Source organism: Paenibacillus sp. FSL E2-0151, assembly GCF_037993015.1.
Taxonomy (GTDB): domain Bacteria; phylum Bacillota; class Bacilli; order Paenibacillales; family Paenibacillaceae; genus Paenibacillus; species Paenibacillus amylolyticus.
Map to the genome: position 1 here is coordinate 3,393,692 of NZ_CP150308.1, position 12,275 is coordinate 3,405,966.

Consider the following 12,275-nt stretch of genomic DNA (forward strand, 5'->3'; position numbering starts at 1 on the left):
GAAAGGCAAAGCATTGATTGTTAATATACAGTAAATAATAACAATCAAATGGGCAGAAGATCGACAAAAAGCATAACCGTAATACCGATTCCAAAGAAAATAATGATTATTCGGACAATACCGAGACGGGGAGGACACATGAAAACAACGAAGATCTCATTTTTTATACTTTCACTGATGCTGCTCCTGGTGAGCGGTCTATCGGGATGGGTAGGGAACGCTGCCGCAGCGTCCGATTCCGGTAAAACCTATGTTATCGGAACTGATGTCACATTTGCTCCATTCGAATATGAAGATGAGAATGGTGATTTTGTTGGTATCGACATGGATTTGCTGGATGCCATCGCCAAAGATCAAAATTTCAAGTATCAAATCAAATCCCTGGGATTTAACGCAGCTGTACAGGCACTTGAGGCGAATCAAGTCGATGGTGTAATCGCAGGGATGAGTATTACGGATGAGCGAAAAGCGAAATTTGATTTTTCAGAGCCATATTATGATTCAGGCGTTGTTATGGGGATTAGTTCCAATAATGATACCATTAAAAGTTACGAAGATCTTCGTGGTAAAAAGGTCGCTGTAAAAACGGGAACAGAAGGGTACAGCTTTGCTGAGTCCATCGCCTCAAAATATGGCTTTACCGTTGTTCCATTCGATGAATCATATCAAATGTATGATGATGTAAAGACCGGTAATTCGGTGGCCTGTTTTGAAGATGAACCCGTTCTAAGATATGGGGTAAAGCAGAATAATGGTTTGAAAATCGTTACCGCCAAAGAAGACGGGGCTTCCTACGGATTTGCGGTAAGTAAGGGTAAAAATCAGGAACTTCTGGAGATGTTCAATGCTGGTCTTGTGAATATCAAAGCAAACGGTGAGTACAAGCGCATTATCGAAGAATATGTTGGAGAGAATTCCCAAGTCGCAAATCTGGGGCGTTGGGAGTTAATACAGAAATCTCTTCCTGCACTTTTTAAAGGTCTGGGAAAAACACTTTTATACACGATTGTATCCCTGTTCTTCGCGTTTATCATCGGTCTGATTTTCGGATTCATGAAGGTGGGACAGAACAAATTCCTTCGAGTTGTTGCCACCGTATTTGTGGATATCTTCCGCGGTATTCCGCTGATTGTCCTGGCATTCTTTATCTATTTCGGGATTCCACAGGCGATGGGCTTCACGATGCCATTGTTCCTGGCGGCTATTCTGACACTTAGTCTGAATGCAGGGGCGTACGTAACCGAGATTATCCGAGGCGGGATTCAATCGATTGATCGTGGTCAGATGGAAGCTGCCCGTTCATTGGGCATTCCTTATCGCAAAGCGATGATAAAGATCGTTATTCCGCAGGCAGTGCGGGTTATGATTCCGTCCTTCATTAACCAGATGGTTATCACGTTGAAGGATACGTCAATCTTATCCGTTATTGGTCTCGTAGAGTTGACACAATCGGGTAAAATTGTTATTGCAAGAACGTTCTCCTCTTTTGACATTTGGTTAACGGTTGCGGTTATGTACCTGATTGTCATTATCACATTGACCAAAATTGCTGATTATCTGGAGGTGAAGGTTCGTCGTGGCTAAAATAAAAGTTGAAGGTTTGAAGAAAAGTTTCGGCTCGAATCAGGTCCTCAAGGGAATTGATGTGGCGGTCAACGAAGGAGAAGTTGTCTGTGTCATCGGGCCTTCCGGTTCGGGAAAAAGTACCTTCTTGCGCTGCATTAACCAATTAGATGTGATTACGGCAGGCCGGGTTATTGTGGATGATCAGGATCTGAATGACCCTAAAACCAACCTGAACAAAGCTCGCGAAAATATTGGCATGGTATTTCAACATTTTAACTTGTTCCCTCATTTTAGTGTACTTAAAAACATCATGTTTGCGCCCAGAGAACTCGGGATATTAAATGCACAGCAGGCGCGTGATACAGCACTCAAATTACTTGAGCGTGTGGGTCTGTCTGATAAAGCAGAGAGCTTCCCAACACAACTGTCAGGTGGACAAAAACAACGTGTAGCTATCGCTCGTGCGCTTGCTATGAATCCGGATGTTATGTTATTTGATGAACCGACGTCGGCGCTTGACCCTGAGATGGTAGGAGAAGTCCTCGGTGTTATGAAGGACCTCGCGAGCGAAGGCATGACGATGATGATTGTTACCCATGAGATGGGTTTTGCTCGTGAAGTAGCTGATCGTGTGATCTTCATGGACGGTGGTTATATTGTCGAGCAGGGCACTCCTGAAGAGATATTTGGAAATCCGAAGAATGAACGGACGATCAGCTTTTTGGAAAAGGTACTCTAGCACTGAATCGAGAATGAATACATTGAAAGTCGCTATTTTAGCGGCTTTTTTTGTTATATTTATGAGGTGATTTAATAGAAAGACCGAACAAACTAAGCCAAGAAAGTGAGGTCTATACTCTATGGAAAACGTGTCACAAGAAGATCAACTGCAATCCATTAAAGCCTTTCAATCAACCATCCGCAAATCGGAAAATGCCTTAGTGAATATGACTCAGAAAAGGAATAACACAACATTGTTACAGAAACGTCTCCAAGCTTTATACATCGGCCTAGCACTGTTGGAAAAGGTATGGAATCAGAAATCTCATCCCTACACGGAGGAAGATATCGCAGAAGCTCGTCTTGTCTTGATGGGATTGTTCCCATCTCTAGAGAGCATGTATGCCAATTCCAAAGAAGGTAGCCCACAAAAGACTCTTCTAGAAAGAAGGATTAAAGCATTTCATCTGGCCGTTCAAGCCATGGATACATACTGATGAAATGAGAGAGAGGTCTGTCTAATGAACGACAGACCTCTCTTTTTCTTTTGCAAGCTTAGGAAAACCGATAGAGACGCACACCGTGCACAGGTACAGTAGTAACTAAGGAATTCTCTGTTAATTGAGCTGCTTCTTGGCTCCACAATTCGGTACCTTCGGTAATGCCGGACAGTCCGACCTCATCAATGGACAGATCCACAGGTAGAGCATTCTCGCCGATGTTAAACACAGCGACGTAAGAGGAACCATCCGTATGCTGGGCAGTCCACACAATAAGATCTTCTTTGCGTAAGGCTTCTCTGGCTCCGTAACTCTCGCGATGCATTCGCAGAACCTCACGATTAGTTAGCAGGGATAGTGTCCAGTCATCGTTATCTCGCAGTTCACCACCAAAGATGAGCGGGGAACGGAAGATGCTCCACAGTGACATCATCGTCAACTGCTCGTCAGGTGTGAACCGAGTCCAGCGATCTGCTCCACCACCGTCTACAGAACGGATACCGATATGACCCAAAGGCAACATATCACAGTCTGGCCAGCAGCCTGCTTTGGGAACGCTCTGCCACGTCCGGCAGCGGTCGAACATATCCAATAACAGTGGCCAGAGGTCCCAGAAGTCGTCCGTGACACGCCACATGTTGGCATGATCAGCCAAGAATTCTGAGTATTCTACTGGAGCAGGGCCAGGAGAGAGACTTAGTACCATGGGCCGACCGGAGCGCTCAATCGCTTTGGATATCATTTCGATCTCAGGCTGATGGGTGTCATAGAGCCTTGAAGCAGCAATATCGTCAACCTTCACCAAGTCAACGCCCCATTGTGCATACAGTTCAAAAAGCGAATCGTAGTAGGCTTGTGCGCCTTCTTTTGAGCTATCAACACCATACATATCTGTATTCCACGGACAGATGGAGTTAGGATGAGCAATATCGCGCGCAGTGGCGGTTGTTCCCAGAATCGGAGTAGCCGCATGTGCAGCTTGACGTGGAATACCACGCATGATGTGAATGCCGAATTGCAGCCCCAGACTATGAACGTAGTCGGATAATGGCTTGAATCCCTGTCCACCTGCAGCGGAGGGAAACCGATTCTCGGCAGGCATAAGTCGCGAATATTCATCCATGATGAGTGGAACGAACGGACGATATTGCGAAGAATTGGCCAAAGGCTCGTACCATTGAATGTCGACCGTAATATAGCTCCAGCCGAAGTCTTTAAGATGTTCTGCCATGTACTCGGCGTTGCCACGAATTTCGTCTTCCGTAACGGCTGCGCCGTAACAATCCCAGCTGTTCCAGCCAAGCGGTGGAGTTGATGCTGCAAGTGTATGATTCATGGGAATGCTCCTTTATGGATTAATTATTGCTCTCGCTCAATTCATCATAATAAAGGATTTTATTAATATCTACAGTAATGTTGAGTGTCGAATAGCAAAATATTGCGGTTAGTCGAAGAACAATTTACGGTACACAAGGCTTTCTCCGCCACTACGAAATTCACCTGGCGTAACGCCTGTTATGCTGCGAAAGGCTTTGATAAAATAACTTCCGCTGGAATACCCGACTTGCTCGGCGATGACTTCAATGCTAAGAGAAGTTCCGCGTAGCAGTTCCATTGCTTTCTCGGTACGTACACGGGTTAGATAAGCACCAGGCGTCAAGCCCGTACTGGAGGAAAAGCGACGTATAAAGTGATATTTGGAAAGGGAAATATGCTCCGCTAGGTGATCGATACTGATCATCTTGGAGTAGTTGTTTTCTATGTATTCAACGGCTATTTGAATGTTTTCAGACCAATTCTCCCTGTTGCGCAATGTTGTTCTCTGTAATCGCGTTAATTCTGTCATGAACTGATATACGCTGGATGATGCGATCAGAGGATCAGTTATTCTGCCTGTTGCCGCATCAGTCACGATCATCCGCAACAGTCGGATGGGTGTACAATCAGCGGGAAGATAGGGAACTTCTCCCGCTTCACGAAGAAATTTTCTCCAATGGGGCAGAATAAGAGTGGGTCTGAACAGCAGGAACAGAAACTCCCAAGGCTCTTTTGATGCTGAATGGTAGTAATAGCGATGTAGCCCTGGAATTTCTGCCAAAAAAGCTTGTCCTGCGGTAACATGATGGATGCGATTATTCGACTCAAATACACCTTCACCCGAGATTGTATATTGGAATAACAGGAGAGGCCCGTCCGAACGTTCGAGTCCATCCCAATGATAAGAAGGATCGGTTATTGAATCACATCCAGCCGCATACAGTACACACAGTTGGAGCTCCTTGTCTTCCGCGAATCGAAACCCATAGGTTCCTCTAGGGATATTCATGTCAGCTCTCCTTGTTGCCCTGAATTTTTACTGCGCTCCGCGAATGAAAATATCTACTAGCTTCTGGCCTAGAGAAAAGTTGGAACCATATTTATGCAGGTTATCTTCCCGATTACCCATTAACATCAATGTCGAGAAGGTCTCTGCGAGGAAAAATGGATCGTCCGTTCGCAGTCTGTTTTCATCCATTGCCCGTTGGAAATGGGAGGCTAACACTTCGTGAATCTGATGCTCCGCGTTGCGTATATCCTGAATTTGAGCTGGTTCAAGAAAAGGCTCAGCTTCTCTGAGCATGGTTTCAATCTCCGCATGTGGATTTCCCAGTCTGGCCTCTGCCAGACGCACAAGCCCCGACTCCAGATTCTCGGCTTGATCAAGGATATGCGAGGTTAACCGGCTCACATTCTGTAACATCGTTGTAAAGGCAACCTTAAAAAGCTCGGGTTTGCTGGTGAAATGATAATAAATGGTTGGTTTTGACACGCTACATGTTTTGCCAATTTGCTGAAGCGTGACTGTTTCGTAGCCATACTCCATGAATAACTGTGAAGCGGTTTGAATAATGGTTTGCTGAATTGAGATATCGTCGTTGCGATGTTTGGGTCTTCCAGGCAATCGTTTAGGTGATTTTTCTGTCATTGGACTTCCCTCCATGAATATTTTATGACAAATAACAATAGTAAGCAAAATCATCTTGTAATTATACTTACCGGTAAGTATAATTATGAAGAGTTAAAAAAGACATATCATTATCCTCATGCTAAGGTGGTTTTAAGGTTGAAAACAGCACAACGTACTAACAATTGGAAAAAAATAATCATGTGGACAATCTTGTCCATCGTTATCCTCGTGGCCGGAGTATTCGTATATCTCAATTCGGTTACGTATAGTCCGACTGAGCGAGCTGAAACGGCGATGACAAGTGATGCTCAGGTTATTGTCGCCAAAATTAAGGACGGTTACCGATTTGAACCCGTGGGTACAGAGATAACCAAACCGAATATTATTTTTTATCCAGGTGGTCTGGTTGAACCTGAAAGTTATTCTCCACTTGCCAGAGAAATGGCAGAACAGGGTCACCGCGTATATATCGCGAACATGCCAATAAACTTGGCGATTTTCGGTCAGAACAAGGCTGATTCCTTTATCGAGGAACATCCTGACGAAGCGTTTGTTATTGGTGGCCATTCGTTGGGAGGGTCATTTGCATCACGGTATGCTACGGAGCACAATGAGAAGTTGGAAGGAGTCTTTTTCTTGGCTTCTTATGCAGATGAAGGAGGGAGCGTAAAGAATACGGACTTGTCTATCTTACAGATTACAGGCTCGGATGACGGAGTGCTTAACTGGGAAGACTGGGAGAACTCCAAAGCAAATCTTCCGGAAGACACGACATATGTGAGTATTGAGGGTGGAAATCACGGTCAATTTGGCTCATACGGCATGCAAAAAGGAGATAATCAGCCTGCCATTACGGAAGATAAGCAGTTGGAAGAGGTTGTTGTAGCCCTAGAGAACTGGATGGATACATTAAATTAAACTATTAAATGAATGTGTTGAATGATAATGATCGTGGTACGATTAAAGTCGCTATTTTAGCGGCTTTTTTTGTTGTAGAATAAAAATAATGCTTCAATGGAGCAAGGCAACAGCTTTAATTGATTGAATTTCAACTCCATAATAGGCTTACAGAATTGCTTTAATTACCACAAATCGTTAACATTAGAAGCATTGTCATCGAAATAGCACCAAAACGGAAGACAGCAAGAGCAAGAACATCAAAAGGAGAAAAGATTATGTTTTTCAGAAAATTTGCTTACACGTTAGTGATCATCCTCGCTGCATTATTGTTCTCAGGTTGTACGTCAGAGTCTTTGCGTGATCTCGGATCACCTCAAGTTTCGGAGGATATGGGATTTGATGAGGTTGCCAATTATATCTCGGAACACAATGAACTCCCACCAAACTACATTACCAAGAAAGAGGCCAGAGATCTGGGATGGGAACCAAGCGAAGGTAACCTGCGAGAAGTCGCTCCAGGCAAAAGCATCGGCGGCGACGTGTTCAGGAACCGGGAAGGATTACTCCCCAACAAAAAAGGCCGGATTTGGTACGAAGCCGATATAAATTACTCAGGAGGACGGCGCGGAAGCGACCGAATTCTATACTCGAATGACGGTCTAATCTACCAGACGACAGATCATTACAAGTCATTTGAACAGTTAAAATAAACGGAGGAAATGATATGAGCATCATTCAGATTAACGGAAACGACTTTCACAGCAAGGAAGAGCTTCATCAAATTTTGCAGAACCAGCTTGAGTTAGACGAAAGTTATGGAGGCAATTTGGACGCACTATGGGATGTCTTAACTGGGGCTGTAAGCATGCCGCTTACTTTTCAATGGATTGGCTTCGAGAAAAGTAAAGAAATTCTTGGAGAATACGCTGATCAAGTCATGGAATTGTTGCGGGAAGTTGAAGCAGAAATCCAAGGATTTACGTTAGAACTATATTATTGAAAAGTAGGTTTGGTTTTATGAGGCGATGGGCAACCATCGCTTTTTTGGTCTTCACATTTTTACTGAGACTCATGTCTAGATCATGCTATTTTCATGGCTTAATAATCAAGGTTGGGGTGATCAGACTTCCTTATACTTTAAACATGGAATAGGGTAGGCAGGATTGTAGTCGTTTACTAACGGTTGAATATGTAAGCGTATACTATCTCAAAGTGAACCATCGTAATGTCTGGATTGGTTATTACGACTAACATCATTTAGGGGGCAGAAAAATAATGAGAGCCGTATCAAAAGTGCTAGGAGCATGTCTCGTAACAAGTGTTGTGTTAGTTTCCGCCGGTTGCGGAAATGCTGGAGAGAATTCCGAATCAAATACGAGTGACCCCAACAGCCCGATCACATTTACCTTCTTCGGCGCAGATGCAAGTCCCAACTGGAACAAAATGCAGGATGCTGTAGGGAAAAAAATTACGGAAGAAACCGGTGTAAGTATTGATGCTGAATTCGATATTTCGAGCGGAGGCGGAAACGACCGTATTTCCTTGATGGCTGCCAGCGGCGATTATCCGGATTTGATATTCCCCAAAGGGAACTTGACCAGACTCGTTGATGCCGGGGCAATGATTGATTTGACAGATCTGATCGAAGAACATGCCCCCAACTTGAAAAAGATCTACGGTGAGCACTTCAATCGGTTGAAATACAGCAATGACGATCCTGCAATCTATTGGATTCCAACGAATGGTGCGATCGATCAGGTCAGCTTTGATGCCACGAATGGTACTGCCATTCAACATCGTGTAGTCAAGGAACTCGGGTATCCTGAGATCAAAACCTTAAACGATTTCGAAAAAGTGCTACGTGAATATTACGAGAAACATCCGACCACAGATGATGGCCAACCCACAATTCCGCTGACGCTTAGTGCAGATGGATGGCGGCGAATGATCACTGTTACTGATCCCGCTGTCATGTCTACTGGAGGACCTGGAGATGGTGAATATTTCATCAATCCGGACACCTACGAAGCCGTTCTGCATTACAAACGTCCCGAGGAGAAAGAATATTTCCGTTGGTTGAACAAGATGTACAATGAAGGCTTGCTGGACAAGGACAGTTTTGTTCAGAAGGATGACCAGTATAAGTCCAAAATCGCCAGTGGTCGCGTGTTATCCTTGCTTGATCCAAGCTGGGGATTCAGTGATGCGGAAAATGCTTTGAAAAGCGCAGGAAAAGATGATATGACCTACGGATTCTATCCGGTCACGCTAGATGACAGTTTTCAGCGGAAAGACTTCCAGAATATCGGCTTTGATGGTTATGGCATTGGCATAACAGTTGATTGTGAAGATCCTGTCCGTGCCATCAAATTTTTGGATTGGATGTCTTCTGAAGAAGGACAAGTATTGAGAAACTGGGGCGTTGAAGGCGAGCAATATAATGTGGAAGACGGTGTTCGCACCATCCCGGCCGATGTACAGGAACGTAAAAACAAAGACAATAACACATTCACCAAAGAAACCGGAGTAGGCTTGTATTACATTTTTGGTGCTCACTACGGGGATGGCGTTAAAGATTCAACGGATAACTACTATACAACGAATTATCCTGAACAGATTCAGCAAAGTTATTCTGATGAGGAAAAAGAAGCTTTGAAAGGCTATGGCATCACCACATGGAAGGACTTGTTCCCTTCCGAAAAGGAGTTTCCGGTGAAAGAGTGGGGCGCGGCTTACAATATGCCGATTCCTTCGGATAGCGGGGATTATAACGTTGTGTATCAGAAAACGCAGGATATTATTCAGAAACGGATCGCCGAAGCGATTACATCCTCTCCGAGTGCCTTTGAAGACATATACGACAATATGATTACCGAACTTGATAATGCAGGTGCAGTAGCCATGGAACAGCAGTATACGGAGTGGATTAAAGATCGCGTTCGATTGTGGACGGGTAAAGAGATCAATTAACTTGCGGATATAATCAAAGTAATGCACTGTTTGCAGATCCGAAGTATATCAAGAACTTAAAAAACATCGAGCCATGCAGGATGGCTTGATGTTTTTTAGTTTACATTGAATGAGCTTGTCATTATTTTGGCAAAGCTTCCATTGCATCACGTCTTTGTTTGATATATCTACCAGGGGAGATGCCAACCATTTTGGTAAAACTGCGAATAAAATTGGCATAGTCACTAAAGCCCGATTGAAAGCATGCATCCGTAATACTCATTCCTTCTGACAGGTGGAATTTGGCCCGTTCAATACGACGACCCAAAATGTAGGAACGGATGGTCAATCCAGTATGCTTTTTGAACTGGCGGCTGATATAAGTACTGTTCATGTAGAACACTTCGGCAAGTTTGCGAAGTGTAATGTCTTGATTTAGATGTGTTTCAATATAATCCATGGTTTCACGAACTAGTTCAGGCATAATGTCATTGGGAACAAAGGAATTGTTATGAAACCAGACGTTAATCATGACCAACAATTGGGCTACGGCTGCATTTATTTTGATATCGGTGCCATACGCATCGGAAGCAAGCAATCCTTCCAGTTCGTTTGTACATTGCAGCATCCGCTTCAAGTTATCGTCGTCTAAATGTACGATGTTGCCTGTTCCTTTGGGGCGATGGTCAAAACATGACGATAGATTGGTTGATGGTGTGGAAAGCTGAAATAGATATGTTTTTTTGAGATTGATTGTAATTCGTTCATACTCAGATTCATCCAGAATAAAGGCTCGGTGCATCTCCTCGGGTGACATCACAAGTAGATCACCAGGCTGTACATGGTAACATCGATTATCTACATAAAAGTGAACGTTTCCACGAAGAAACAGGTAGATCTCGTATGCATTATGGCGATGATAGATCGTTTCCAGCTTATACGTCGTTACGCTGTGTAGATATAAGAGCTCAGGCTGGATGGGATCATAAAAACACTCAGAGGATCCACTCATGAAGTACCTCCCGTCATTTCACGCAATAAATAGAGCGGTTAACGCAATGAAATTGTACTCAGCTTACCTTAAAATGTAATCATCCTATCATGATACCTTTTGTATTGCAAACGCTTTCTTGTAAAAAGAACAACTAAAAACGATTATAGGGGGATTCTTTTGATGAATCATCATTCTACACCACATGCTGGTGAGCAAAAGCAAGACCAAGCTGCCAATCTGGAGAGTATTCCAGGGGAGATTGGAAAGCTTCGTCCCAATGGTAACCCTTTGGTGGCCCACAAATTTGGAGCCGATCCCTATGCTTTAGTATTTAACAATCGAGTTTACTTATATATGACTAGTGATAAGCTGGAATATGATAAGGACGGTCTTCCTCAGAAAAACAGCTACAGTTCAATCAACCGGATTACGGTCATTTCTTCGGATGACTTAATCAACTGGACCGATCACGGGGAGATCAGAGTTGCTGGACCGCAAGGCGCAGCAACATGGGCTTCGCAATCCTGGGCCCCGGCAGCTGCTCATCGAAACTTGGATGGCAAGGACTGTTTCTTTCTTTATTTCGCCAACAATGCCAGTGGAATAGGTGTACTGTCTGCACCAACACCTGTAGGTCCATGGATAGATCCTATAGGACAGGCACTTATTACAAGAGAGACTCCGGGAGTGGAGGAAGTAACCTGGCTATTTGATCCGGCTGTCATTGTAGATGATGATCAGCAGGCCTACATCTATTTCGGTGGTGGTATTCCACAGGGGAAAGCAGAAAGACCGGATACGGCAAGAGTTATGCGATTGGGAGACGATATGATCAGCGTTGTTGGCAAAGCGAAGGTTATTCAGGCGCCTTATATGTTTGAAGATTCAGGGATACATAAATATAATAATAGTTACTACTTTACGTATTGTTCCAATTTTATTGAGGGTGATCGGCCAGATGGCAGCCCACCACCTGGTGAGATTGCATATATGACCAGTGTTCAGCCAATGGGGCCATGGACATATCAGGGTACGTTACTCCAGAATCCTGGACACTTTTTTAATATTGGCGGCAACAATCACCATGCTATATTTCAACTATCGGATCAGTGGTACATTGCCTATCATGCCCAGACATTATGCCAAGCCATGAATATCCCAGAAGGTTACCGGTCAACACATCTTAATCGAGTCGAACATGATGAGGCCACGGGTAAGATCAAGAAGGTACATGCCGATTATCAGGGCGTAGATCAAATCAAGTGCTTCGATCCCTATGGGCGGGTAAGCGGTTCGACGATTGGATGGAGTAGCGGAGTATCAACAGAGCAATATTTTGACTCTGGTGAGATGTCTGCATCAGATTCGAATATGATCTCCGCTAAGTTGCATAATGACAGCTGGATAGCTATATCCAAGGTCGACTTTGAAAGTGAAGGACCTACAAGCTTCACAGCCACGATTGCGAATCAAGGAACCGAAGGTACGTTAGAACTTCGACTTGATCGTACAGACGGACTGTTAATTGGAGAAATCATTGTTCCACCTGCAACCGAATCTCTTCAATGGATGGAACTAACAACGAATGTTACGGGTGCGAAAGGTGTGCAAGACTTGTATATTAAGCTTAAAAGTTCAACAGACAGCCCAACCATCCTTTTAAGAGAATGGAAGTTTAATAGACAAAATGAGGTGTAAT

At 44.0% G+C, this 12,275-nt stretch carries 12 protein-coding genes; 8 read left to right on the top strand and 4 right to left on the bottom strand.

The window, feature by feature from the left end; translation table 11 throughout:
- The first annotated feature begins 138 nt into the window (after window positions 1-138).
- The 3 genes from MHI55_RS15470 to MHI55_RS15480 all read left to right on the top strand — a co-directional run bounded on the left by MHI55_RS15470 (window position 139) and on the right by MHI55_RS15480 (window position 2,783).
- Window positions 139-1,584: an amino acid ABC transporter substrate-binding protein/permease gene (locus tag MHI55_RS15470; protein WP_340032950.1), complete on the top strand. Its 1,446-nt coding sequence runs from the start codon at window positions 139-141 to the stop codon at window positions 1,582-1,584.
- Window positions 1,577-2,305: an amino acid ABC transporter ATP-binding protein gene (locus MHI55_RS15475; protein WP_036615952.1), complete on the top strand. Its 729-nt coding sequence runs from the start codon at window positions 1,577-1,579 to the stop codon at window positions 2,303-2,305. Before MHI55_RS15470 ends, MHI55_RS15475 begins: the two co-directional genes overlap by 8 nt.
- 121 nt (window positions 2,306-2,426) lie before the next feature.
- Window positions 2,427-2,783, top strand: coding sequence for a hypothetical protein (locus MHI55_RS15480; protein ID WP_101313750.1), 357 nt, complete (start codon window positions 2,427-2,429; stop codon window positions 2,781-2,783).
- 58 nt (window positions 2,784-2,841) lie between these two features.
- On the opposite strand, the gene MHI55_RS15485 is transcribed toward MHI55_RS15480, so the two are convergent.
- The 3 genes from MHI55_RS15485 to MHI55_RS15495 all read right to left on the bottom strand — a co-directional run bounded on the left by MHI55_RS15485 (window position 2,842) and on the right by MHI55_RS15495 (window position 5,751).
- Window positions 2,842-4,122, bottom strand: coding sequence for a glycoside hydrolase family 27 protein (locus MHI55_RS15485; protein WP_101313751.1), 1,281 nt, complete (start codon window positions 4,120-4,122; stop codon window positions 2,842-2,844).
- A gap of 108 nt (window positions 4,123-4,230) precedes the next feature.
- Complete coding sequence (locus tag MHI55_RS15490; RefSeq protein ID WP_101313752.1) at window positions 4,231-5,112, bottom strand: AraC family transcriptional regulator; 882 nt, start codon at window positions 5,110-5,112, stop codon at window positions 4,231-4,233.
- Between the two features lie 27 nt (window positions 5,113-5,139).
- Window positions 5,140-5,751, bottom strand: coding sequence for a TetR/AcrR family transcriptional regulator (locus MHI55_RS15495; RefSeq protein WP_127548504.1), 612 nt, complete (start codon window positions 5,749-5,751; stop codon window positions 5,140-5,142).
- Between the two features lie 138 nt (window positions 5,752-5,889).
- Between MHI55_RS15495 and MHI55_RS15500 the strand changes: the two genes are divergently transcribed.
- From MHI55_RS15500 to MHI55_RS15515, 4 genes are all read left to right on the top strand, one after another.
- Window positions 5,890-6,651 (top strand): alpha/beta hydrolase, encoded by a 762-nt coding sequence (locus tag MHI55_RS15500; RefSeq protein WP_127548506.1) that lies wholly within the window; start codon window positions 5,890-5,892, stop codon window positions 6,649-6,651.
- A gap of 257 nt (window positions 6,652-6,908) precedes the next feature.
- Window positions 6,909-7,343: a ribonuclease domain-containing protein gene (locus tag MHI55_RS15505; protein ID WP_101313754.1), complete on the top strand. Its 435-nt coding sequence runs from the start codon at window positions 6,909-6,911 to the stop codon at window positions 7,341-7,343.
- Between the two features lie 14 nt (window positions 7,344-7,357).
- Window positions 7,358-7,633, top strand: coding sequence for a barstar family protein (locus tag MHI55_RS15510; protein ID WP_076327603.1), 276 nt, complete (start codon window positions 7,358-7,360; stop codon window positions 7,631-7,633).
- 275 nt (window positions 7,634-7,908) lie between these two features.
- Window positions 7,909-9,603 carry an ABC transporter substrate-binding protein gene (locus MHI55_RS15515; RefSeq protein WP_127548508.1) on the top strand — a complete coding sequence of 565 codons (1,695 nt, stop codon included), beginning with the start codon at window positions 7,909-7,911 and terminating at the stop codon, window positions 9,601-9,603.
- 121 nt (window positions 9,604-9,724) lie between these two features.
- Here MHI55_RS15515 and MHI55_RS15520 read toward each other — a convergent pair whose 3' ends face one another.
- Window positions 9,725-10,594 (bottom strand): AraC family transcriptional regulator, encoded by an 870-nt coding sequence (locus MHI55_RS15520; RefSeq protein ID WP_340390500.1) that lies wholly within the window; start codon window positions 10,592-10,594, stop codon window positions 9,725-9,727.
- Between the two features lie 162 nt (window positions 10,595-10,756).
- Here MHI55_RS15520 and MHI55_RS15525 point away from each other — a divergent pair, with 162 nt between their 5' ends.
- Window positions 10,757-12,274: a glycoside hydrolase family 43 protein gene (locus MHI55_RS15525; RefSeq protein ID WP_340390501.1), complete on the top strand. Its 1,518-nt coding sequence runs from the start codon at window positions 10,757-10,759 to the stop codon at window positions 12,272-12,274.
- Window position 12,275: the final 1 nt, after the last annotated feature.